Source organism: Paenibacillus sp. FSL P4-0176, from assembly GCF_037975265.1.
GTDB lineage: Bacteria > Bacillota > Bacilli > Paenibacillales > Paenibacillaceae > Paenibacillus > Paenibacillus amylolyticus.
This window is the reverse complement of the sequence record NZ_CP150242.1, coordinates 1,734,480-1,757,837: the sequence shown is the minus strand read 5'-3', so window position 1 is coordinate 1,757,837 and position 23,358 is coordinate 1,734,480. Positions and strand designations below refer to the sequence as shown.

General features: G+C 49.0%; 19 protein-coding genes. 7 read left to right on the top strand and 12 right to left on the bottom strand.

Annotation, left to right across the window (positions count from 1 at the left end; genetic code table 11):
• Positions 1–177: 177 nt before the first annotated feature.
• From MKY95_RS08025 to thrS, 3 genes are all read left to right on the top strand, one after another.
• The gene (locus tag MKY95_RS08025; protein WP_036610705.1) at positions 178–939 is read left to right on the top strand and encodes a response regulator transcription factor; all 762 of its coding nucleotides are present in this window, start codon (positions 178–180) and stop codon (positions 937–939) included.
• The gene (locus tag MKY95_RS08020; protein WP_036610706.1) at positions 936–2,696 is read left to right on the top strand and encodes a HAMP domain-containing sensor histidine kinase; all 1,761 of its coding nucleotides are present in this window, start codon (positions 936–938) and stop codon (positions 2,694–2,696) included. Before MKY95_RS08025 ends, MKY95_RS08020 begins: the two co-directional genes overlap by 4 nt.
• Positions 2,697–3,168: 472 nt before the next feature.
• Positions 3,169–5,169, top strand: coding sequence for a threonine--tRNA ligase (gene thrS, locus MKY95_RS08015; RefSeq protein WP_235200766.1), 2,001 nt, complete (start codon positions 3,169–3,171; stop codon positions 5,167–5,169).
• A gap of 12 nt (positions 5,170–5,181) precedes the next feature.
• Here thrS and MKY95_RS08010 read toward each other — a convergent pair whose 3' ends face one another.
• Positions 5,182–6,045: an SDR family oxidoreductase gene (locus tag MKY95_RS08010; protein ID WP_076319142.1), complete on the bottom strand. Its 864-nt coding sequence runs from the start codon at positions 6,043–6,045 to the stop codon at positions 5,182–5,184.
• Between the two features lie 104 nt (positions 6,046–6,149).
• Here MKY95_RS08010 and MKY95_RS08005 point away from each other — a divergent pair, with 104 nt between their 5' ends.
• On the top strand, positions 6,150–6,692 hold the full coding sequence (locus MKY95_RS08005) for a hypothetical protein (RefSeq protein ID WP_076319141.1): 543 nt from the start codon (positions 6,150–6,152) through the stop codon (positions 6,690–6,692).
• A gap of 56 nt (positions 6,693–6,748) precedes the next feature.
• Positions 6,749–7,480: an MBL fold metallo-hydrolase gene (locus MKY95_RS08000; RefSeq protein WP_076319140.1), complete on the top strand. Its 732-nt coding sequence runs from the start codon at positions 6,749–6,751 to the stop codon at positions 7,478–7,480.
• 571 nt (positions 7,481–8,051) lie between these two features.
• Here MKY95_RS08000 and MKY95_RS07995 read toward each other — a convergent pair.
• Positions 8,052–9,263: a PQQ-dependent sugar dehydrogenase gene (locus MKY95_RS07995; protein ID WP_076319139.1), complete on the bottom strand. Its 1,212-nt coding sequence runs from the start codon at positions 9,261–9,263 to the stop codon at positions 8,052–8,054.
• 262 nt (positions 9,264–9,525) lie between these two features.
• On the opposite strand from MKY95_RS07995, the gene MKY95_RS07990 reads away from it, so the two are divergent.
• Positions 9,526–10,614 carry a Xaa-Pro peptidase family protein gene (locus MKY95_RS07990; RefSeq protein ID WP_036669140.1) on the top strand — a complete coding sequence of 363 codons (1,089 nt, stop codon included), beginning with the start codon at positions 9,526–9,528 and terminating at the stop codon, positions 10,612–10,614.
• A 290-nt stretch (positions 10,615–10,904) separates the two neighbouring features.
• Here MKY95_RS07990 and MKY95_RS07985 read toward each other — a convergent pair whose 3' ends face one another.
• The 3 genes from MKY95_RS07985 to MKY95_RS07975 all read right to left on the bottom strand — a co-directional run bounded on the left by MKY95_RS07985 (position 10,905) and on the right by MKY95_RS07975 (position 13,916).
• Positions 10,905–11,258, bottom strand: a complete 354-nt coding sequence (locus tag MKY95_RS07985) for a hypothetical protein (protein ID WP_036669139.1) — start codon at positions 11,256–11,258, stop codon at positions 10,905–10,907.
• Between the two features lie 202 nt (positions 11,259–11,460).
• Entirely contained in the window at positions 11,461–12,144 is a 684-nt protein-coding gene (locus tag MKY95_RS07980; RefSeq protein ID WP_036669137.1) for a queuosine precursor transporter, read from the bottom strand.
• A 374-nt stretch (positions 12,145–12,518) separates the two neighbouring features.
• A complete protein-coding gene (locus MKY95_RS07975) occupies positions 12,519–13,916 on the bottom strand; it encodes an L-cystine transporter (RefSeq protein ID WP_036669135.1) in 1,398 nt (465 codons plus the stop codon).
• Between the two features lie 352 nt (positions 13,917–14,268).
• On the opposite strand from MKY95_RS07975, the gene MKY95_RS07970 reads away from it, so the two are divergent.
• On the top strand, positions 14,269–15,969 hold the full coding sequence (locus tag MKY95_RS07970) for a methyl-accepting chemotaxis protein (protein ID WP_036669134.1): 1,701 nt from the start codon (positions 14,269–14,271) through the stop codon (positions 15,967–15,969).
• Between the two features lie 126 nt (positions 15,970–16,095).
• Here the strand turns inward: MKY95_RS07970 and MKY95_RS07965 are convergent, their stop codons facing one another.
• The 7 genes from MKY95_RS07965 to MKY95_RS07935 form a co-directional block, all read right to left on the bottom strand.
• Positions 16,096–17,697, bottom strand: coding sequence for a cobyric acid synthase (locus tag MKY95_RS07965; protein ID WP_051449630.1), 1,602 nt, complete (start codon positions 17,695–17,697; stop codon positions 16,096–16,098).
• A 69-nt stretch (positions 17,698–17,766) separates the two neighbouring features.
• The gene (gene cobS, locus MKY95_RS07960) at positions 17,767–18,657 is read right to left on the bottom strand and encodes an adenosylcobinamide-GDP ribazoletransferase (RefSeq protein WP_339197988.1); all 891 of its coding nucleotides are present in this window, start codon (positions 18,655–18,657) and stop codon (positions 17,767–17,769) included.
• On the bottom strand, positions 18,654–19,214 hold the full coding sequence (gene cobU, locus MKY95_RS07955) for a bifunctional adenosylcobinamide kinase/adenosylcobinamide-phosphate guanylyltransferase (protein WP_036610730.1): 561 nt from the start codon (positions 19,212–19,214) through the stop codon (positions 18,654–18,656). The genes cobS and cobU overlap by 4 nt, the downstream gene beginning before the upstream one ends.
• Complete coding sequence (gene cobT, locus MKY95_RS07950; RefSeq protein WP_051447204.1) at positions 19,211–20,332, bottom strand: nicotinate-nucleotide--dimethylbenzimidazole phosphoribosyltransferase; 1,122 nt, start codon at positions 20,330–20,332, stop codon at positions 19,211–19,213. Before cobT ends, cobU begins: the two co-directional genes overlap by 4 nt.
• Before the next feature lie 45 nt (positions 20,333–20,377).
• A complete protein-coding gene (locus MKY95_RS07945) occupies positions 20,378–21,190 on the bottom strand; it encodes an ABC transporter ATP-binding protein (protein WP_036610732.1) in 813 nt (270 codons plus the stop codon).
• The gene (locus MKY95_RS07940) at positions 21,187–22,233 is read right to left on the bottom strand and encodes an iron chelate uptake ABC transporter family permease subunit (protein ID WP_036610733.1); all 1,047 of its coding nucleotides are present in this window, start codon (positions 22,231–22,233) and stop codon (positions 21,187–21,189) included. Before MKY95_RS07940 ends, MKY95_RS07945 begins: the two co-directional genes overlap by 4 nt.
• The gene (locus MKY95_RS07935) at positions 22,230–23,228 is read right to left on the bottom strand and encodes an ABC transporter substrate-binding protein (protein ID WP_036610734.1); all 999 of its coding nucleotides are present in this window, start codon (positions 23,226–23,228) and stop codon (positions 22,230–22,232) included. Before MKY95_RS07935 ends, MKY95_RS07940 begins: the two co-directional genes overlap by 4 nt.
• Between the last annotated feature and the right edge of the window lie 130 nt (positions 23,229–23,358).

The following is a 23,358-nucleotide window of genomic DNA, read 5'->3' as shown; positions in this document are numbered from 1 at the left end:
GTACAGAATGAGTCTTATCCTTCGTCTAACCCCATCTTACATGTAGTTAAACTTGCAACGCCTTTTGAGGTTGTATAATTAAGATTCCGTTAAGATAGCTCGTACGCTATACAGCCTTCTTGGATGGTATGATTAGCAATACACACAACGGAAGGATCAGGAGGTCATTTTTAAACTATGGATAACGTCTCATTACTGCTTGTGGATGATGAACAGGCTATTCTGCATATGCTCAAAACCGTTCTGCTCAAAGAGCAGTTTCTCGATATTGATACCGTTACAACAGGCGAAGCTGCCATCGAGGCATGTAACAACAAGACGTATCATTGCATCGTGCTCGACATCATGCTTCCTGGCAAAAGTGGACTGGAAATCTGTCCTTTTCTACGGCAGGTCACCGATGCGCCCATCCTGTTTCTAACGGCCAAAACAACCGATTATGACAAATTAACCGGATTCGCCGTTGGTGGTGACGATTATGTCGCCAAACCCTTTAATCCGCTGGAAGTCGTTGCTCGAATTAAATCATTACTGAAGCGTTATTTACCATCTAAAAGCGCAGCGATCTCGGATCATGTCCCATCTAACGTAAATACGTCATCTCCCAGCACATCGGAAGGCGTGTACGACTTTGGACGGTTTCAAGTGCTGGAGTGGGCTGGTGAACTTCGTATTGAAGGTGAGTCCGTATCTTGTCCGGCACTTGTGTTCCAACTGTTACTCTTTTTCTGCAAACATCCCAATCGAATTTTCACCAAATCAGATCTATATGAGCGGGTCTGGGGCTCGGAAGCCATTAGTGATGACAATACCGTGATGGTTCATATTCACCGCATTCGGGAGCGCATTGAAGCCGATCCTTCCAATCCGGTGTTTCTTGTTAACGTCCGGGGTCTGGGGTACAAACTGATTCAGCCGGAACATGTGTCACGCCCATGAGTATTCGTCGCAGGTTAATGACCCGGTTTATCGGGATGCTTGCCGGTGCAGTCGTTCTTATCATCCTGCTTGGTTCTGTAGCCACTTACTGGGTCGTGCAAAAGGTAAATGAAGTGAATCTGATCGATGATTTTGCTCTTAACGGTCTGGACCAATTGATTAGTACAGCAGAGATCATGCCGGATGACACCATCCGATATGACCCCGAATTGCTGAAGCAAGTGGACAAAAATCAAGGCTGGCTCCAGGTTCTGGATGAACAAGGTTACGCCATTGATGAATATCACACACCTGCCGATGTTCCTACTCACTATAAACCGGGGGAATTGATTGCATACTGGGAAAGCCAGAAGCCGTTCCCTTATCAGATCGCCATGCTGATCCGGGAGAAGAACGGAAAGGATTTTACCTTGTTATATGGTGAGCGTAACCCGGCCAAGTCCTTAATGAATAACATTCGTTCAAATCTTGCTTTTACCAACGGGAAGCTTAATCTTCAGCCCAACCAACAGGAAGCCCTTCGTACTGCCAATGCTTATCTTCAAATATTGGACCCGTCAGGACGTGAAATTTCTTCCTTCAACAAACCAGCCATGGGCGTACCGACCGAATACACCATTCAGGAACTCGTTCTGCAAGTTCGCTATCCGAGTCGATCCGGCCTGTCTGTTGCAACGTGGTACGACGAACAGAGTGAAACCACTTGGCTGATTAGCATCCCTGTTGATCCGGCGGTGAACAGTGATCAGAACCCCTACAATTTTATTCTGGAACCGGCATTGGTCGTATTGATTGTATCCATCATCATTCTGCTCATTTTGCTTGCCTTCTGGTATGCCAACCGATTCGGTTCACCCATGCTGCATATGCTCCAATGGTTACAGCGTCTGGAACGAGGACATTACGAGGAACCTACCGGAGCCTTTGGAGTGCCTCGCAGTCAGCGTCGTAACGGAAAGTGGAAGCGAAAATACAACGTGTATGCTGAAGTGCTTCGCTCCATGCAGGCCCTGTCTCACACTTTGAAGCAAGATGAAGAACTTCGGAAACAGACCGATTCTCTGCGGGAGGAGTGGATTGCTGGCATAACACATGACCTGAAGACACCCCTCTCCTCCATTCAGGGATATGCTCATATGCTTGAGGCGGATAAGTATAGCTGGACCGCGGAGGAAGTCAGGGAATTCGCAGGCATAATGCTCGATAAGTCCATGTATATGGACAGGCTTGTCAACGACCTTGCCATGACCTATCGATTACGCAGTGGTGGATATCAACCTGTAGTGGAAGAGACTGACGTAAATACATTACTCCGTGATCTGATCCAGCGCGCAGAACGGAATCCGGCATATGGGGAAGGTCGCATCCAATTTCAACCTTCCGAAGTGCCTGTGTATGGACTTGTCCATATTCCGTCGTTTGAACGAATTGTGGATAATCTGACCGCCAATGCCCTTCTTCATAATCCGCCCGAGTCCATCCTGGTTGTCAGTGTGCATTCTGGTAAGCAATCAGATGAATTCAGCATTCAGTTTGCCGATAACGGAAGAGGCATGGACTCCGAGATGGTATGGAAGTTATTTGAACGATACTATCGCGGTACAGATACAGGTACATCTGACGTTGGATCAGGGCTGGGCATGGCGGTAACCAAAGGTTTGATCGAAGCCATGAATGGTCGTATTGAGGTACAGTCCACCCCTGGTGAAGGAACGATCATTCGCTTAATATGGGATGGGCCGTCCGAAACCAATTAAAATGTTCCGCTTGACCTTTCCATTTTCAGTCTATATAATCGACACTCAATAACACCTGTTCCAATATATTAATATTGAATGCAACACATTTCAGAATAATTTGAATGAGTTGATCTAACATATTTGGCGATGACCAGAGACATGATTTCGTTTGCGTGCTGCCCAGAGAGAGAGGGGATTGGTGAAACCTTCTTCAGCGAACGGACCGGAATTACCCCTCTGCAGCCGTGACCTCGAACCTCAGCATTTCGAACTCCCCTCGGATGTTTGGCATGCTGCCAGTAGAGTTCACCGCCTGATCCCCGATAACGGATTCCAATGAGGGTTATGATGTTTTCTGTTCCGGCGGCTGGCCGAGAGCAGGGTGCACCATAACCAAAATTAGGGTGGAACCACGAGCCAAGCGCACTCGTCCCTTTTCCGGGACGGGTGTTTTTTGCGCTTTCATTTTAAGAAATGGAGAGTGGTTCACATGAGCAAACAAGAAAACAGTAACTCAGCAAGCAACAAATCAGGTAACGAATTAAACAGCCAAGCCAATGATCTGCAACAATTAAGTCATTCCATTGAGGTCCGTCTGCAAGGTGGTGCGGTACGTTCTTACGAAGCAGGCATCACTGTAGGTGCGGTTGCCTCATCCATCAGCACAAGTCTTGGAAAACAAGCCATTGGCGGTATTGTAGATGGTCAAAATGTCGATCTCGACTGGGTGCTCAAGCAAGATTGCGAACTTGTTATCGTTACTTTAGAAAGTGCGGAAGGTCTGTATCGTTATCGTCACAGCGCAGCACATGTGCTCGCACAGGCACTCAAACGCATCTACGGTGCAGAACAAGTGAAACTGGGTATCGGCCCAGTCATTGAAGATGGATTCTATTACGATGTTGATCTGGAGCATGCCTTGTCCATCAGTGATCTGGCTGCCATCGAGCGGGAAATGAACAAAATCATTCAGGAAAATCATAAGATTAGTCGCCGGGTCGTTAACCGGGAGGAAGCCCTCCGTATCTTCGGAGAGATCCAGGACCCCTACAAGCTTGAACTCATTCAGGATTTGCCAGAGGATGCCGAACTTTCAATCTATGATCAAGGAGAGTTCTTCGATCTGTGTCGCGGTCCCCATCTTCCATCCACTGGTCGGATCAAAGCGTTCAAGCTGTTGAATGTGGCTGGTGCGTACTGGCGGGGTAACTCGGATAATAAGATGCTGCAACGCATCTACGGCACTGCTTTCCCGAACAAAGCCCAACTGGATGAACACCTGCACATGCTCGAAGAAGCGAAGAAACGGGATCACCGTAAACTTGGCAAAGAGCTTGAACTGTTCATGTTCTCCGAAGAAGCGCCCGGCATGCCCTTTTATCTGCCTAAAGGCATGACTGTTCGCACTGAACTGGAGCAGTTCTCCCGTGAGTTGCAATTACAGGAAGGGTATCAGGAAGTTCGGACTCCTCTCATGATGAACAATCGGCTGTGGGAGCAATCCGGTCACTGGGAGCATTACAAGGACAACATGTATTTCTCGGAAGTGGACGATGCCACTTTTGCACTGAAACCGATGAACTGTCCTGGACACATGCTGATCTTCAAAAATACACTTCATTCCTATCGCGAATTACCGATTCGCATGATGGAATTTGGTCAGGTTCACCGTCATGAATTCTCAGGTGCCCTGAACGGCATGATGCGTGTGCGGACATTCTGCCAGGATGATGCCCATCTCTACGTCATGCCAGAGCAGATCGAGGACGAGATCAATCAGGCAATCTCACTGATCGGGCGTATGTACGATATCTTTGGATTCGAATATAAGATTGAATTGTCCACTCGTCCAGAAGACTCCATGGGATCGGAAGAACTGTGGGATCAGGCGGAACGTGCATTGCAAAATGTACTAGATCGCCGGGGCGTGGAGTATCGCATTAACGAAGGAGACGGTGCCTTTTATGGACCGAAAATTGACTTTCATATCCTCGATGCGTTGAAGCGCAGCTGGCAGTGCGGAACAATCCAGCTTGATTTTCAAATGCCGGAGAAGTTCGACCTCACTTACATTGGCGAGGATAGCCTGAAACACCGTCCGGTCGTGATCCACCGTGCCATCTACGGCTCCATTGATCGTTTCATCGGCATCCTGACTGAACACTATGCAGGAGCGTTCCCACTCTGGCTCGCCCCCGTGCAAGTGAAGCTGCTACCTGTGTCAGATCATTACGCAGACTATGCGCTCCAAGTACAGAGCCAACTCCGGGCTGCGGGCATTCGGGTAGAAACAGATCTGCGTAGCGAGAAGCTCGGGTACAAAATCCGTGAAGCCCAGATGGAAAAAGTGCCTTATTCGCTCGTACTTGGTGAGAATGAGAAAAATGCCTCATCCGCCTCTGTCCGTGCATACGGTCAGGGAGATCAAGGCATCCAACGTATTGAAGCTGTTATTGAAATGATCCAACAAGCTGTGAAGGCAAAAGTCTGAATCACATCCGCATCACAACTTCTCGTCAGGCTTTAGCCCCACCTGTTCTTCGCTCCATGTCCAGAAACGCTCAGCTGAAGCATCATCAACGGCATGTTTCTTCAGCTGCTGCTCTTTCTGTTGATAGAAGTAACGCCCGGTGATGCCGACGACTTCAGGGCTTGTGGCCAGATAAACAGCCGTTCGCGCCCCTTCTTCAGGGGACAGAAAGAATGGAAGTTTACCTGCAAACGCCATAATGCGTGTGCCAAATCCGGTATTGCGATCTACGCCAATACTCGTTCCCACCGCACCAGGGTGCAAACAGTTCACTGTGACAGACGTACCCGACAGTTTGCGAGCCAGTGCACGAGTGAACAGCACGTTAGCCAATTTGGATTGAGCATAGCTTTTGATCGGATTATAACCTTTGTGCAGATGTGGATCTTCGAAGTGGATTTTGCCGGCCTTGTACGCACCTGACGAAACGTTCACAACCCGTCCCTGCTTCGCGGCTTTCAGAGGTTCTATCAAAAGTAAGGTCAGCAGGAAATGCCCCAGATGGTTAATACCGATACTTTGTTCGAACCCATCTGAGGTTTCCTTCCGCTTAACCATCACTACCCCCGCATTATTAACCAGAACGTCAAGGCGATCATGACGTTCGCGGAATGTGCGGGCAAACTGGCGTATACTTTCGAGTGAACCCAGGTCACACAACATCAATTCAATCGCAGAAGAGCCGGACTGACGCACAGCTTCCTGAAGAGCCTCCTGTCCGCGCTTCTCACTGCGGCATGCCATGATTACGCGATATCCTTGTCTTGCAAGTTCAATGGTGGCTGCCAACCCCATACCTGAGTTAGCTCCTGTTACAATGGCTGTCTGATTGGACATGAGGTACTTCCCTTCTGAACCTGAGGTTCCGAAATTAGAGGCGCGACGACGGACAATATGAGATAATGATAGGATCACATCTCGGTTTCCATGGGAGGACAAGTATGCTGACCAAAGAAGATTTTAAAAAAGTTAAAAAACAAGCCAAACTTGAAATCGCACTACTCGAACAGGAATATCAGGAAATCTTGCAGAACGTTGACACTACGCTGTATGAAAAATACGGTATTTTGGACAAAGAAGAAACACGTGAGCTCACCCGAAAACGCAAAAACCGAAGATATGCTTCACTGGTCATCGAACTATGCGCCATTACTGAACAAATGTTACATCAACTGTATAGAGACGTATATCAGAAAAAATTTAATTCGACCCAGCTGATGAAAACTCCTGCCTACCGTGCACGCTCCAACATGGAGATTATTCAGGCCGAACTGAGTAAAGAGTTCATTGCTCTGGAATCCGAAAAGGAACACTTCGCTGAAGCCCTTAGTCTGGTGTTTCAGACGAGGAACAAACTTGTTCATGATAACTTCTCGTTTGTCTCCATCGTTAAAGATGGCAGTAATGAAGAAGAAACGTTCGAAGCACTGCTCCATACCGTTAAAAAATATAGAAAACACTTAAAATACAATCGCCCTGAATAACAACAATCATTGCTAAAAAAGAAAAGGAGGTGTACCGGACTACGGTCCGGATCACCATGAGCCATCCAACAACTTCGATTACTGTGCTAAATCTCCAGATTCCCACACCTTCCGGTAACAGCCCCATATTCCCCGTCATGCTTCGTGACAAAGATGGCGTTACCTTGGTGGATACGGGCATGATTGGACAATTTGCCGAACTTCAATCCGCATTGGAACAAGAGGGCGTACAGCTCTCGGACGTCAAACGTGTGATTATTACTCATCAGGACATCGATCATATCGGTAACTTGGGCGCTCTTCTGGATGCCATCCCTGATCTGGAAATCTGGGCACATGCCGATGAGATTCCATATCTAACAGGTGAGAAACCTTTGATCAAATTCACGCCTGAACGTCGTGCTCTGCTGCCCGCGCCCGTTTTGGCACTGGCAGACCAACTGCTCTTGCAGCTGCCTGAAGTGAACATTAGTAGAACTCTGGCGGACGGAGACTTGTTACCCCTTCAAGGTGGTACACAGGTCATTCATACACCGGGACATACGCCAGGTCATATCTGCCTGTATTTCGGGGAGCAACAGTTCCTGCTCGCTGCCGATGAACTTCGTGTGGTTGATGATGAACTGGTTGGCCCTGCACCACAAGCGACACCGGACATGCCTGAAGCGCTGCGAAGCCTGAAGAAACTGACCAACCTTAAGCTCAATAAGGTTCTCTGTTATCACGGTGGAGAGTACACAAATGATCCGACTCAGCGTATTGCCACACTTGCGGAGAGCGCAGAGTAGTAAAGAACGCGGAGCTGTGAGTATTTTTGGAATGACACAAGCATCCTATTAAATCTGTTTCTCTTCGTGCGGCATTGTGCGTTGTAGCTCATTCAAGATTAGGATGACACATACATTACAATCAAGGAGCTGTCCCAAATGTCATGAATTTGACGGGGACAGCTCCTTTAATTAATTAACCATGTGCATATATTACTGCACTGGGGTTGTTTTGTAACAATCTCAGACACCCTATACGCAGTATTTTGAGTATCAAGATTTTCTAACGAACTCCAGACACCTTAGTTACTCATTTCATTGGTTTTTCCGCAGGTTTCGAGTGAATTTTGGCGATATAGCGTGGCTGAGGTTCGTTACATTCTACGATCGCCACCAAACCTCTATTTAAGGTGCGTCAGGTTCGTTAGAAAAATTTTATTTAGAGCGATTCAGATTCAGGGTACTTCAGGGCTTTGACTCAAGTTGAGCGGTAGCCGTTCGTTTTAAACTTACTCCATCCTCAACCTTACGGGGATACCAATCCGGTTCGACGCTGTCCTGCCACCCTGATTTTATCTCCCTTGACCCCGACTCAACTCTCCGGAGTAAGTACAATCAGCTTGTCATCTCCATCACGTGGCGATCCTCGTCCATCCCGATTGTTCGTAAGCACGTACAACTTGCCGTCCTCGCCAGCACTCACATTGCGAATTCGACCCCATTCATCTTCGAAGATGGGTTCCATCTTCTTCACCTGTGTGCCATCTTCCGAAAGAGTAACCTTCAGCAATTGCTCTCCACGCAGATTCGCAGCAATCAGAGATCCAGCCCAAGGTCCTTCTTCTACAAAAGCTACACCAGACGGCGCCCATGTATCGTTCCCACTATGTGCAAGCGGAGCCTGATATGCGCCATTGTCATCGTCGTCTCCCTCCACCTCGGGCCAGCCATAATTCTCACCAGCTACAATCCGGTTAATCTCATCATGATTCCGCTGACCATGCTCGGTAGAATAGAGGTAACCGTTGTCCGGATTCCATGCCAGTCCCTGTGCGTTACGGTGTCCCATACTGTATACAGGTGAATTCGGCCATGGGTTGTCTGCCGGGATCGATCCATCGAGACCTATCCGCAATATTTTACCTCCAAGGCTATCTTCGTTCTGTGACAATTCCGGTTCATAACGTTCACCTGTCGTGATATAGAGCAACTTGTCCGGGCCAATTTTGATCCGCCCACCGTTATGATTTGTTCCGCCTGGAATGTTACCAAGCAACTCTTGATCTATGACCGCTTTGCCATCATTCACCTTGAGACGTAACACTCGATTCGCAATGTCGTCGCCTTCCAGGTAGGAGTGGTATGCATACAAATAACCGTTATCCTCGAAGTCCGGATCAGCTGCAAGACCCAACAGACCTCCCTCACCTTCTTCATTAAATGGGGCTGAGAATTCAATCAGTGGTTCAGGGGCTAGTTTTCCATCCTCAATGGCCCGAATCGCACCAGGGCGTTCCGTTACAAACATCCGACCATCAGGCACACTCACAATCTCCCATGGTGCATTCAATCCTTCAACCAGTACGGAAGCCTGATACGGAATAACCGTCTCTCCCTGCGCTCCACTCTCATTTCCACTTGCACCGGTATTGCCTCCGTTGGCCGTCTGTCCCTGACCTGTTCCCTGTCCCTGAGACGTCTGCTCTGTTCCTCCCGTAGAAGGTTCGCCTGAAGAACATGACGCGGTTAACAGTGCCACACTTAATAATGAAGCATACAGCGGAACGGTTACTCGATTATTCATGATTACATCTCCCTTCGTATTTCGTTCTTCTGTATAAAATAAATAAGCCAAGCTTCAACGTATTGTTAACTTATTGTTCGCTATAGTTGTGGTGTTATTATTCATCTGTAAAGCGGTTTCGCCCTGTATTACCCTTCATACCAACCACTTAAACCGAGAATTCAAGGGATTTCGAGGACATGAAATCACTGCGGTTTGGAATTCCATCATAATCTTTTATAATAGAAGGATAGTATGAATGGAAAGGTGGACAACTACACTTATGAATCAAAACCCTTTATCTCGTCTTGAAGCCAATCTGTCCGGGCAAGGATTGGACGCCATGCTGATCACAGATCCAAAACATATCTACTATTTAACTGGATTTGCGAGCAATCCGCATGAACGCTTCCTAGGTCTGGTTCTCGCACGCGGCGAAGAGCCCCTGTTGATTGTACCTGCGCTCGATGCTGAAGCTGCCGCAGCCGCTTCTTCGGTATCCAACATTGCCACTCACACGGATACGGATAATCCATACGCTTTGTTTGATCGTTATCAGGGGCGCTTGGGCCGAGTTGGTCTCGAGAAAGAATACGTGACGGTCGCACGTTATGAGCAGCTGACCGCCGCGCTAGGTGCTGCCAGCTTTGAAGATGTTGGCCCCCTGCTTCGCACATTACGTGTGAAAAAAACACCGGATGAGGTAGCCCGCATTCGCCACGCCATTTATCTGATTGAAGAAACATTGCGTCAAGGACTCTCTCATGTTCGCACAGGTGTAACCGAGATCGAACTTGTCGCCGAGATGGAGTATCAGATGAAAAAGCTGGGTGCCGACGGCCCTTCCTTTGATACCATGGTGCTCACGGGACCCAAAACAGGTCTGCCACACGGTACACCCGGTGAACGGAAACTGCAACATGGTGACCTGTTGATGTTTGATATGGGTGTGTATGCTGGAGGATATGCCTCGGATATCACACGTACATTCGCCTTTGGTGACATCTCACCTGAACTCAAAACCATCTATAACACTGTACTCGCAGCGAACGAAGCTGCTATCCAAATCGTGAAACCAGGCATCACCTGCGCCGAAGTGGATCGTGCAGCACGCCAGGTCACGGAAGAAGCGGGATACGGCGAGCGCTTTATGCATAGAGTAGGCCATGGATTGGGTATCGACGTACATGAGTATCCTTCTCTCCATGGAGAGAATATGGACATCCTGAATGAAGGTACCGTATTCACGATTGAACCGGGCATCTATACCGCAGCAGGCGGCGTCCGTATCGAAGATGATGTAATTGTGACCGAGACGGGTATCGAAGTTCTGACGACATATCCAAAAGAACTGCAAATCCTTAGCGACTAATCCAATTGGATCTATGTCAAAACAGCCCATATACATCAATGCTCAGCCGATATTATGCATCATGAACTAAACTGCACGAAACTGTGCTGAACTGTATCTTCAAAATAATATACTCTTTTCGCGTACGCCTCAGGCCTGTATACAGAAAAAGTAGCAAGTACACACGCGAACACAAAAATCCCGCAAATCCATGAATATCATGGGTTGCGGGATTTTAATTAATACAAAGCATATCCTAAATTACTCCGTCTGCATTCTACGTAATTTTATTCCTGCTCACTCATTTACCATTAGTCAAACTCATGCGTAATATCCTGCCAAGACTCCAGCTGTGGCAGCTGTTGCTTCCCCCAGTAATCCAGAAACCATTGAATAATCCCAGTCGTATCTGTTGTTCTGCAGCTGTAATGTCGGAAACCGTCCTCGCCTTCCTGCAAACGAATCTCCGCCACCATCTGCCCTGGTTCCTCAAGCGCAGCAGCCTGCATATACATACTTCCCTCCACCAGCTCCGAAGGTTGAAGTACTACGAATTCCTGCAATTCCAGATTGGAGATCAACTCCACCAATAACGAAGCATTAATGTTATCATTCTCGTAGGTTGTGCCATTGCTTTCCAGTGTATAACGCAGTGTAGAGTACATGTGCGATTCCCCTTTGTATGAAATGATCATTCCTATTGATACACGCTCATAACGACAGGTCGTTTATATTATAACTTTTTCATAAAAATGTAAAAAGGATTTTTCTTGTTTCGGGTCTTTTCTATGAAAAAAACCCTTGCAGAGTCCGAATTACAATTGACCGCGCAGAGGTTTTTTTTAAGTGATACTCTTTGAATATTGTCTAAGCTTCATCCTTAAACTTAAAGCTACGTGCAGCATACAGAAATGGCGTTCCGACCGCAGTTAATACAAATTTGATAACATACGTAGTCAGGAAGATTTCCAGCCAAACATCCCAAGGGTAGATGAACGCAAACGCGATCGTGCAGAACACCAGTGTATCCACAAATGAACTGATGATCGAACTACCGTTGGTGCGTATCCACAACTGATTGCGCCCTGGGGCCACCTTGCGCAGCCAAGAGTACAATCGAACATCCAGGAACTGGCTTATGAAGTATGCCGTCAGACTTCCGAGTGCCAAACGTGGCAGCAGTCCAAACAGCTTCGCCATAGATTCCTGTGCAAAGTCCGTTGGTGCCGGTTCAAAGAACAACACCATCTGCATCAGAACCGTTGTCATGATGAGCGTGAAAAACCCGAACCATACGGCTTTGCGTGCCTCACCTGGTCCATATTTCTCATTAAGAAGGTCACTGGTCAGGTACATGCTGACATACATCGTGTTACCAAGCGTCAGCACAATTCCCATGATATCTATCGTTTTGGTCACCTGAATGTTGGCTATAACCGTAGCCACACCAATCCAGGCATAGAGACCTTTTTTACCGAACAAGCGGTAACACAACAGGAAAAATCCATAAGTTACGAGAACAAAAACTGCTCCCCACCCTAAGTTAAACATAAATACATACACTGCCTTCCTAGTTTTGATTACGCGGGATGGTTACGAACCGCGGTTTGGCTCAGGGCCAAAACATGAATACTCTATCACATTTCTCGTCCCATGAACAGAACTAAATAACTCCAAGCGTGCCTGAGTGACTACGACCCCTTCTATATTCCTCCCGCTTCCCTCTCGACCATACTAGTTTTTCCTACCTCTATTCCCCTTGCACCATGTATAGAAAAAGAAGACCCCTTCACCACTGTGCACAGCATAGTTTGATTGCCGCAAAAAAACCGCCCTCCGGATTCCACCGAAGGACGGCTTTTCTTACTTGATTTGTAGACGGCTCTAGTTATCTTAATGTGAGCTTCTATCTAATCCATTTTGTATTAAGCCTGAGCCGCAGAATCCAGCTCACGGCTCTGATCGTTAAACGTGTCCCGATCGTTTTCCTTCAAAATTCTGCTCGTCACGAGTCCTGATGTCATCGACCCGTTCACGTTAAGCGCTGTACGACCCATGTCGATCAGCGGCTCCACGGAAATGAGCAGTCCAACCAGAGCCACAGGCAGATTCATGGTGGACAATACGATTAGGGAAGCGAAGGTTGCCCCGCCGCCAACGCCAGCCACACCAAACGAACTGATCATGACTACGAGGATCAGAGTCACAATGAAGTCCCAGCTCAGCGGGTCGATGCCGACCGTCGGAGCAATCATCACCGCCAGCATGGCCGGATAGATCCCGGCGCAGCCGTTTTGCCCAATCGTAGCCCCAAAGCTTGCAGACAGGTTCGCAATGCCGTCCGATACGCCGAGTTTCTTCGTCTGTGTCTCCACATTCAGCGGGATCGCCGCTGCACTTGAACGGGATGTAAAGGCAAATACCAGTGTTGGTAGCACCTTCTTTAAATACGTAACCGGGTTGAAGCCGGACAGCGAGATAATGATCAGATGAATAATAAACATCACGATGAGGGCCACGTAGGACGCAATGACGAATTTGATGAGCTTTAATATCTCTTCCGCATTGGTTGTCGCCGTTACCTTTGTAATCAGTGCTAAAATCCCGTAAGGCGTAAGCCTCAGCACCAGTGTAACAATTCGCATAACCACCGCATATACCGCATTAACCATACCGCGGAACGTCTCCGCCTGCTGAGGTTTTTTGCGATCCAGTCCAAGAACGGCTACACCGATAAACGCGGAGAAGATAACCACCGCCAGTGTGGATGTACGACGTTCTCCTGTCATATCTGCAAATGGATTCGAAGGAATGAATTCCAGCACTTGCTGCGGGATGGTCTGATCCTTCACATCAACAAGCCGTTCCTCCACCTTCTGAATCTGCGCATTCTCCCGGTCTCCTCCTTGAATCTCAATGGAAGTCAGGTTAAAGCCAAGGCTCGTTACAATGCTGACACCTGCGGCAATCGCTGTGGTGATCAACAGAATGGCAATAATGGAAACACTCATCTTGCCGAGATTTTGTTTGCCCTTCAGATTCATAATGGCAGAAATGATCGACACCATGATCAATGGGATCACGACCATTTGTAACAAACGAACATATCCTGAACCGACCAGATTGAACCAATCGACTGATTTCGTAACTACATCAGAACCTGATGTGTACACCAATTGGAGAATAACCCCGTAAACAACCCCCAGTCCCAGACCCGCAAATACGCGTTTCGTAAAGGAGATATGCTTTTTCTGCATCCAGTAGAGGACGCCAAGTAAGGCAAGTATAACCACTACATTCAATATGACTAGAAAAGTATCCATTTCTTTAAATCCTCCTCAGGCATGTGTGTAACCGGAACATATCCAGTTTTCTCTTCTATCTTTTGTACTTCCGACAAAGACATTTTACAATATAACATATAACAAACTATTCTGGTAGGTATTAATTGATATTATGTAATATGCATGTAACAGATTCATCTATTTCTGAAAAAAATACACTAAATCGTGAAAATTGTTCTATTCAACCTCCGGTTAATTTTGTAATATAGGTATATCCGCTTATTCCCAAGTTTTCTCAACGTATAACTTAGGTCTTTCTTCATTGGTAGATAGGTCTTATGATTACGGAAAAGCGATAATGTTAATGAACATGACGTGAAAGGATGATCATATGTTTCGTAATCGCACCGTTGCCGGTAAAATCAGAGGCACTTTGTTCCTCGTTCTGCTGGTTGCTTCCCTGTTGTTCAGTATTAGTTTTTACGCCGTATCGATGAATATTATTCAAAGCTACGTGCTACCGCAGTTTGACAAAGTCCTAAACACGTCCATTCAGGATATATACAAGAATACTTCAGCATCCAAAATCCTGCAGGTACAGAGTGGCGGAGCCGGTTCTGAAGGTGCTGCCATGACCGTGGAATCGTACCTGGCAGATAAAGCAAAAGAACATAATCTGGATGCAGCTTACGTTGTTGCTATTCAAGATGGCTCAGCCAAAGTGGTTGTGGCAAACTCTTCCTCAAACATGAAAGCCCAGGATGAGATTAGTGTAGAACCTGCAATGAATGCAGCTATTGAGAACAAAGAAATGGTAATCAGTGAGGTCTACTCCGATTCCTTTGGTGTACATAAAGCAGCCTTTATCCCCATTGCAGGAAGTAACATGATTATGGCTGTGAGCATGGATGCCCAGTTCATTCAAGACAAGATTACTCAGATTTTCTGGTTGTGTCTTGGGATTACAGCATTAGTGTTTGTGCTCGGCTGGCTTATCTCCACTAGTATGATCAAAAGAGTTACCAAACCAATCATCAAGCTCGTCCAACATAGTAAACAAATATCCCAGGGTGATCTAACCGCTGAACTAGAGATCAAAGGTAAAGATGAAATTGCCCAACTTGCCGCAAGCTTCCAGACGATGACGCATAACCTGAAAGAAATGATTAGCCGTGCCTTGTCCACGTCCAATGAAGTTGTATCAGGCTCCAATGACCTGCTTCAGCGGGTTGAATCGATGTCCGGTATGGTTCGAAACTCCAGCCGCTCTGCAGAAGATGCAGAAAAAGGCAGCATCAGCATTGCGTCAAGCGCATCCGAGAACGCCAGAGCTATGGAAGAAATTACGCAAGGTATCATGCATATTGCTTCTTCTTCCGCTGAAGTGTCTGACCAGATTGGTGAAGCAGCCAACGAGGCAGTTAACGGTAACCGACTGGCTCAGAATGCCATTGAGCAGATGGAGCGTGTAGGCCAGACAGCAAGCGAATCGTTGCGTTATGTGGAAACTATGAATGAACGTTCGGTAGCCATCGGCACCATTGTTGCTTCCATTTTTGAGATCACCAAACAGATTAACATGCTGTCACTCAATGCCTCCATCGAAGCAGCACGTGCCGGAGAGCATGGCCGCGGATTCGCTGTTGTTGCTGGAGAAGTTCGCAAACTTGCCGAGCAATCCAAGACAGCCACGGAAGAAATATCGGATTATCTGGGTACCATTCGTGAAGATGCTGAACGTTCGGTTGATGCCATGAACCGTGTAACCCAGGAGATTGGTTCAGGCACAACGGTCGTTCAACAAGCAGGCTCAGCCTTCCAGCAACTGAATGAATTGATTCAGAACGTGAATCTGACCATTCAGACAGTCTCGGCTTCTACACAACAAGTATCTGCTGGTGCTGAAGAAGTGAGTGCATCCGTTGAAGAAACGGCACAGATTACGACCAAATCCCGTGAGAGCATGTTACAGATTGCTTCAACAGCAGATCTGCAGCTCAGCGAGATGGATTCACATTCGAATACAGTTCGTCACCTGCATGAACAAGCTGTAGAGCTGCAATCCGCTATGAAAAATTTCAAAATAAACTAACAGGTTAACCATTAACCTATCATCACCTGTTTTAAACCTCATTTAATCATAGGATATACAATACCCCCATGTCGCTAACATTCCGTTTCTAGAGAACGGTTTGTCGGACATGGGGGTATTGTTGTTTCACTCAGGTGCCTGAACACCCATAATCTCGTACACACGCTTCATATCCAATGCCGAACGCAACGATTCAGCTACCCGATCAAACTCCATCTCCTTACGCTCATGCGCACTATACGTCTCCTGAAGTGGAGCCAGTCCCTTTCCTGCACGCAAGGCATTCAGCCAAGAACGTCGGAATTGATCACTTTCAAACAAACCATGCAGGTAGGTTCCCCACACCCTGCCATCTACTGAGCCCCAGCCTTCTTGGAAAGGTTGATCTCCTGGATGTGAGATTTCAAACAACGCGGTTACACGTTCAGGCTCGTGGCACTCCGTAACGCCCATATGAATCTCATATCCGTTAATGGGTAATGAAGCATCTGCTACATCTCGCTCACCATACAGACGAAGCGGGTGATCAGGCTGCACCCGTCCGGAAGCTCTGACGGTCTGCTTTTCCTGAAGAAATGTTGTCGATAGCGGGAGCCAGCCAAGTCCTTTTGCTTCCTGGATCTGATTCGCCTCCACAGCAAACGGGTCCTTCAGATGACGTCCCAGCATCTGGTATCCGCCACATATTCCTACCAGCTGAACATGCTCACGCTCGGTCTGACTGGCAATCGCCTGCTCCAGCCCAGACTCACGCAGAAATGCCAGGTCACCTATGGTATCCTTTGTACCCGGTAGAAGAATGGCATCCGGACTGCCCAATTCCTCTGGCGAGGTCACGTACCGTACATTCACATCCGGTTCACGGGAAAGTGCGTCAAAGTCTGTAAAGTTGGAAATTCGCGGATATCGGATCACCACCAGATCCAGCTCGGTTTTGCCGGATTTCCCATGACGCATGGAGTCCAGTACCACCGAATCCTCTGCTTCAATCTGAATATCTCTTATGTAAGGCAATACACCTAATACTGGAATGCCTGTCCGTTCTTCGAGCCAGTCGAGTCCCGGCTGCAACAGGGACAGATCACCGCGGAACTTGTTGATAATGAACCCTTTGACTCGCACCACTTCATGGGGTTCCAGCAACTCCAGCGTACCTACAATGGAAGCAAACACTCCGCCCCGATCAATATCGGAGATCAGAATCACCGGCGCATCGGCCCAGCCTGCCAGATTCATGTTGACGATATCTCGGTCCTTCAGATTGATCTCGGCCGGACTGCCCGCTCCTTCCATCAGCACCACATCATAGGTATCCCGCAACCGATTCAGCGCATCCATCACCGTCTGCTTTGCTTCAGGCAGGAAATGCTGACGGTAGTCCGATGCACTCATCTGGGCAAAAGGTACACCATGTACCACGATCTGCGAATGCATGTCCCGTACGGGCTTAATCAGGATCGGGTTCATGTCGGTTGTCGCCTCAATACCACAGGCTTCAGCTTGTGCCCCCTGAGCCCGACCAATCTCCTTGCCATCTTCCGTCACATAGGAATTCAGTGCCATATTCTGTGACTTGAACGGAGCAGGCTTGAAGCCATCCTGCTTAAAAATCCGGCACAATGCCGTTGTGATGACACTTTTGCCCACATCGGAAGCCGTTCCTTGCAGCATCAGTACCGCCGCTGGTTGTGATGGCCTATCTTCCACGCTCTCTCCCCCTGTCTCCATGTTATATCCAGATCACCTTACTCCCAACCTCATGCGTAACACTTTCCATACTGCTTCATATTTCAAAAGTTACAGCCAGAACAGTCCTTGAAGCACACTCAGCACAGTCAACAAAGCCGCCTCCAGCAGCTCATTCATGGCACCATACGTATCCCCGGTTAAACCGCCGAGCCGTTCACTGATCCGGGCAGCCACGAATCGGCCGATATAATAACACGCCACAGGCAGTATAATAACTGCCGTCACCGGGTATAGCCACCATGGCAGTGTTCCCAGCCCACTCACCATCACATCCGCAATCCCCAGATCCGGCTTGAAAAGCCACACCGCGGCAAACGTAACTGCCCCTGCGATCAAGGTCAGGCCAACGGCTGAGCTGCGTGCACGCTGGACCTCCTTCCGATCACCCAGACCTTTAAACAATACGGCAAGTCCATCATCTTCGCGTGCATTCGGCCAGGCCGACATCGCATACACCATGAACCAGCGGCTCCAGATCATGGGCAGGATCAGCAACGCACCGTAAACCCAGTGGCCCCGTGCAATAAAATCAGCGATCAGCGCAGCCTTCATCATCAGAAGCAACACGCAGGCGATCACGCCCATTGCCCCGACACGGCTGTCCTTCATAATCTCCAGCATCCGTTCACGGGTACGATAACTGAGCAAGCCATCCGCCGTATCCATCCATCCGTCAAGATGGAGCCCTCCGGTAAGCCATACCCATAACGTCAAGGTCAGGACGGCAGCCGGAAAGGCCGGAAGCACTGCACCGCTTAAGGCTCCCGCGAGCCAGACACACAGACCGATTGCAGCACCGACCAGCGGATAAAAGACAACACTTTCCCGCAGCAACGGCGGGACAAAATCGATTTGCATTTTGACAGGGAAACGGGACAAAAATTGAAAAGCGGCTGCCGCCGCATGTTTGCGCTGAGGAGCAGGCGTGCCATCCTTCATAAGCGGTACTCCTTGCTTTTTAGTTCAATCGCAATGCCTACGGTCACCAGAAACACTTCACCGCATATCGCCGCAATACGCTGATTCAGTACACCGGCCAAATCCCGATATTTCCTGCCAAGGGCATATTCCGGTACGATCCCATCTCCCACTTCATTTGTAACCAAAACAAGCAAACCGGGATAGGTTCGAATCGCTTCAACCAACGCGTCCAAATGTCCCTGTAACACCTGCTTCTCGTCATGCTCATGCGCTAACAAAACATTTGTCAGCCACAGCGTCAGGCAATCCACCAGAATGGTGGGTGCAGAAGTCCCTGTATGCCCTTCACCCATGCGGCTTATCAAAGCAGGTAGATGTATCGGCTCTTCTGTTGTATGCCACAGATACCCCGATGCCTCGCGCTGATGCTGATGCATCGCGATACGCTCACGCATTTCATCATCGTACGCCTGAGCTGTCGCCACATACCACGCCTCCGAGGAACGCTGCATGCAGAGACGCTCGGCAAAGGAGCTTTTGCCACTGCGTGCGCCGCCTGTCACCAGTACACTCATCGTGAACTCTCTCCTTGCAGGGATGAATCAACCGACGCAGCGGAATCTGGAGCAGGGCTTGTTCCATCCGAGACACCCGCGCTTGCAAAGGTTGCCATCTCATTTAGAATGAGACAGGCTGCGTCAATCAGATGAAGACTGAGCACGCCGCCTGTGCCTTCACCCAGACGCATGTCCAGATCCAGCATCGCTTTCAGGTCCAGTTCACGCAGCAGCGCTCCATGTCCATTTTCGTGGGACGTATGAGAAGCGATCATATAGGCTGTGCTCAGAGGTGCAAGTTGTCTCGCCACCAGCGCTGCCGCGGTAGAGATGAACCCGTCTACAACGACAGGGCAACGATGAGCAGCTGCTGCGAGAATAACCCCTGTGAGTCCGGCAATCTCCAGTCCACCCACCTTGCACAGAACATCCAGTGCATCTTCCGGGTTTGGTGCGTTTACGCTAAGCGCCCGGCTGACTACAGCAGCCTTGCGATGCAAGCCTGCATCATCAATGCCGGTTCCTCGCCCCACGGCGGCAGCAGGTGCAACTCCGGTTAACGCGCTCATTACCGCAGCACTTGCAGTAGTGTTGCCAATTCCCATCTCCCCGGTGACAAACAGCTGTGTTCCCTTCGCCACCTCTGCCGCTACAACTTCGGCTCCTGCAAGGATAGCCCGAACTGCCTCATCCCGGGTCATCGCTGCCCCTCGGGCCATGTTGGCCGTGCCTTTGCGAATTTTACGGGAAAGCAGGTCAGGATGTTCAAGATCGGCATTCACACCGATATCCACACAGATCACACCAGCTCCGGCGTGACGGGCAAGCACATTCACTGCCGCACCTCCAGCGAGGAAATTCAGGACCATCTGCGGGGTCACTTCGGCAGGAAAAGCACTGATGCCCTCTTCCACTACACCGTGATCCGCGGCCATGACAATGACCGCCCTGTGATCAAAACGCGGACGTGCATTGCCAGTCATGCCTGCTAGGCGGATCACCAGCTCTTCCAATTTGCCCAGACTCCCCGGCGGCTTCGTCAACGAATCCACGTGCGCAGAGGTTTCTGCCGCCACTTCCTGATCAGGAGCAGTAATCTTACTTGTTAAATGCTCCAACACCTGTTCATTATTCATACAACCAGCACTTCCTTCATCAAAATATGGGTTGCCCCGTTTCATTTAATCGATGTCCCGCCGCAGCAGCAGTTGAGGTATGGCATGGTCGGGATGAGAGACAATCGCGGGTTTGACGCGAAATATATCCTGGATATTCTCATCGTTGATCAACGTATGAGGTGTACCCTTTCCAACCGCCATGCCCTCACGCAGCGCCAGAATGTGATCGCAAAATAACGCGGCCAGATTCAGATCATGCAGCACAGCCACAATCGTAATGTTATTTCTCTGTCGCCATGCCGATAACAATTCCATGAATTGCAATTGATATTTAATATCCAGAAACGTGGTCGGCTCGTCCAGCAGCAGTAACCTCGGCTCCTGAGCCATAACTTTGGCTAGTGCGACCCGCTGCCGTTGCCCGCCGCTGAGTGCATCCAGCGGTCTGTCCGCCAGTTCTGTCAATCCCAGGTCTTCAAGCACCCTGTCCACCACAAGTGCCCCATCGCCCACTTCCCGCCCCAGCCAGTTCTGGTATGGATATCGCCCCATCTCCACCACGTCTCGCACGGGATAGGAGATGGCTGGTAAGCCATCCTGCTGCAATACAGCGATCATGCGCGATAGGTCCTTACGGCTGTAAGAGCCGATGTCTCGACCATCGATACGAATCTGACCTTCGTTTAACTGTTCCGTTCCGGCAATAAGCTGGATCAGGGTGGACTTGCCACTGCCGTTTGGTCCGACAACTCCCCACCAGTCACCTTCGCCAACATGCCAGTCTACATTGTGCAGTGCCTGATGATTGCCATATGACTTCCCTGCTCCCTTAATGGAGATAAGTGAAGTCGAGTTGGAACTGGTACTGGAATTCATGGCATCATCCCCTTCTGCAACTTTTTGTTCCGGTTCAGCAGGTAAGCAAAGAACGGCGCACCAACAAAGGCGGTGACAACACCGAGCGGAATTTCAGTTGGCGCCAGCAACGACCTTGCGATGGTATCTGCCCACACCATGAAGATCGCTCCACCAATGGCAGACAAAGGTACCAGCAGTCGGTAATCCGGTCCCACCAGCAGTCTTAACATATGCGGGATCACCAATCCAACGAATCCGATGACACCCGATACCGAGACAGCACCTGCGGTCAGCAGTGTGCCAACTGCCAGCACGGACAGCTTAAGCCGGTCCACTCCGATCCCGATATGTGCCGCTTGACGTTCACCCAGTGCAAGCACATTCAACGAGCGTGCGCGGCTCCAGAGAAAGACCAGCCCTAACAGAAAATACGGGAAAAGGATGGCCGTATACGACCACCCACGCAGAGCCAGACTTCCCATCGTCCAGTATATAATTTCATTAATCGTCTGTTTCGACATGGTCGACAGGAAGGAAACAACTGCGCCCAGGAAACTTTGCATGACCACACCAGCCAGAATGAGGCTGTGTGTAGGTATTTTACGCCCTTCACGAGCCAGTGCCATAACAAACCATAACGTGATTACACCCGTCAAAAACGCCACCAGTGGCAACGTCCAGATTCCGATCAGTGCATACTGCAATCCGAAGAAAATCAGAAAGGCTGCACCCACCGAAGCACCGGATGATACGCCCAGGGTGAACGGGTCTGCCAGTGGGTTCCGAAGAACCCCCTGGAATCCCGTACCTGCAATCGCCAACGATGCGCCCACGAGCACGGCAAGCAGTACACGTGGGAATCTGACTTTCCAGATAATCTGTTCGGCTGCCTTATTCCAATCCGGTGTAATCCAATCGCCCACCCAGGGAATTTTGTGAATCAGGATGCCTGCAATATCCCGGATCGGCAACGCTACTGAACCAATGCCCGTGCAGATGAGCACAGTGAGCACCAGCAGCACCATGCCCGTCGTTCCGAACAGGATCAGCTTTTTACTCATTGGAACAAGTCAGGGTAGATCGCTTTGGCTACTTCTTTCAACCCTTGAGTTACACGTGGACCCGGACGACTCAGCAGGTTGGCATCCAGGCCAATAACCGCGTCATTTTTCACAGCCGTAATTTGATCCCAGCCGCTGCGCGCCTTGATGATCTGATCCAGTGTTTTGGAGTTTTCGTCAATTACATCGTTGGCATACAGGATCACATCCGGGTTGGAGGCAATCACGTTCTCTTCGTTAATTTCATACCAACCCTCTTTGTCCGAAGCAATATTGCTACCACCAGCTACAGTGATGAGTTCATCCATGAATTCGCCTTTACCCACAGTCCAGCCCGGGGAGAATTCAACGTATACTTTTTTCTTCTCTTCCGGTTTAACTGCCTTCACCGCTTCGGTTACATCCGTCACGTCCTGTTTCATCTGTGTGATGATCTCCTGAGCTTTTTCCTGATGATCGGTAATTTTACCGAAGGTTTCGATATTATTCATCACATCGTCAATGGATTTAGGATCCGTTTTGAAAATGGTAATGCCCAGTTCGCGCAGCTTTTTCACCGCATCCTCACTCATCGAGATACCTGTGAAGACAATGTCGGCTTCAGCTGCAATGATGGACTCTTCATTGGGCTTAGTGATACCGCCCATTTTAGCTTTGGTTGTTGCCGCTTCCGGATAATCGTCATAGTCGGATACACCAACGATTTGATCGTCCAATCCAAGGGCAAACAGGGATTCCGTCTCAGCCGGAGACACAGATACAATTTTGGCCGGTGCCTTTTCAAAGGTGAACGATTCACCCGTTGCATCCGTAACGGTAAGTGGATATTGTGTTTTGAGGTCCGTCTGCGCCTGGTCTTGGGACTGCTCCTGTGCCGGTTGCTGTGAAGTACCTGTACCCTCGTTCGTTGTTGCATTGCCACATCCGGCCAAAGCCAGTGCGAGTGCCGCTGCACTTAGCAGGGACGCTACGTTTTTCCAATTCTTGAAATTCATTCTGTTATTCTCCCCTTCTCTATTTGTACTATTTTCTTGCATCGTGCTCAAACTCTTACTCCCCATGCCTTGGTGTTCCTGTGTAAGGTTTGAACTGCAATATTTACACGCTAACGGAGAGTGCAGAACC

What these genes read in the sequence shown, in the direction of transcription:
- MKY95_RS07970 (WP_036669134.1), top strand. Translation starts at nt 14,269, where the DNA reads ATGTTTCGTAATCGCACCGTTGCCGGTAAAATCAGAGGCACTTTGTTC.
- MKY95_RS08010 (WP_076319142.1), bottom strand. Translation starts at nt 6,045, where the DNA reads ATGTCCAATCAGACAGCCATTGTAACAGGAGCTAACTCAGGTATGGGG.
- cobU (WP_036610730.1), bottom strand. Translation starts at nt 19,214, where the DNA reads ATGAGTGTACTGGTGACAGGCGGCGCACGCAGTGGCAAAAGCTCCTTT.
- MKY95_RS07980 (WP_036669137.1), bottom strand. Translation starts at nt 12,144, where the DNA reads ATGTTTAACTTAGGGTGGGGAGCAGTTTTTGTTCTCGTAACTTATGGA.
- MKY95_RS07995 (WP_076319139.1), bottom strand. Translation starts at nt 9,263, where the DNA reads ATGAATAATCGAGTAACCGTTCCGCTGTATGCTTCATTATTAAGTGTG.
- MKY95_RS07965 (WP_051449630.1), bottom strand. Translation starts at nt 17,697, where the DNA reads ATGGAGACAGGGGGAGAGAGCGTGGAAGATAGGCCATCACAACCAGCG.
- cobS (WP_339197988.1), bottom strand. Translation starts at nt 18,657, where the DNA reads ATGAAGGATGGCACGCCTGCTCCTCAGCGCAAACATGCGGCGGCAGCC.
- MKY95_RS08005 (WP_076319141.1), top strand. Translation starts at nt 6,150, where the DNA reads ATGCTGACCAAAGAAGATTTTAAAAAAGTTAAAAAACAAGCCAAACTT.
- MKY95_RS07985 (WP_036669139.1), bottom strand. Translation starts at nt 11,258, where the DNA reads ATGTACTCTACACTGCGTTATACACTGGAAAGCAATGGCACAACCTAC.
- MKY95_RS07945 (WP_036610732.1), bottom strand. Translation starts at nt 21,190, where the DNA reads ATGAATTCCAGTACCAGTTCCAACTCGACTTCACTTATCTCCATTAAG.
- MKY95_RS07940 (WP_036610733.1), bottom strand. Translation starts at nt 22,233, where the DNA reads ATGAGTAAAAAGCTGATCCTGTTCGGAACGACGGGCATGGTGCTGCTG.
- MKY95_RS08025 (WP_036610705.1), top strand. Translation starts at nt 178, where the DNA reads ATGGATAACGTCTCATTACTGCTTGTGGATGATGAACAGGCTATTCTG.
- MKY95_RS08020 (WP_036610706.1), top strand. Translation starts at nt 936, where the DNA reads ATGAGTATTCGTCGCAGGTTAATGACCCGGTTTATCGGGATGCTTGCC.
- thrS (WP_235200766.1), top strand. Translation starts at nt 3,169, where the DNA reads ATGAGCAAACAAGAAAACAGTAACTCAGCAAGCAACAAATCAGGTAAC.
- MKY95_RS07935 (WP_036610734.1), bottom strand. Translation starts at nt 23,228, where the DNA reads ATGAATTTCAAGAATTGGAAAAACGTAGCGTCCCTGCTAAGTGCAGCG.
- cobT (WP_051447204.1), bottom strand. Translation starts at nt 20,332, where the DNA reads ATGAATAATGAACAGGTGTTGGAGCATTTAACAAGTAAGATTACTGCT.
- MKY95_RS07990 (WP_036669140.1), top strand. Translation starts at nt 9,526, where the DNA reads ATGAATCAAAACCCTTTATCTCGTCTTGAAGCCAATCTGTCCGGGCAA.
- MKY95_RS08000 (WP_076319140.1), top strand. Translation starts at nt 6,749, where the DNA reads ATGAGCCATCCAACAACTTCGATTACTGTGCTAAATCTCCAGATTCCC.
- MKY95_RS07975 (WP_036669135.1), bottom strand. Translation starts at nt 13,916, where the DNA reads ATGGATACTTTTCTAGTCATATTGAATGTAGTGGTTATACTTGCCTTA.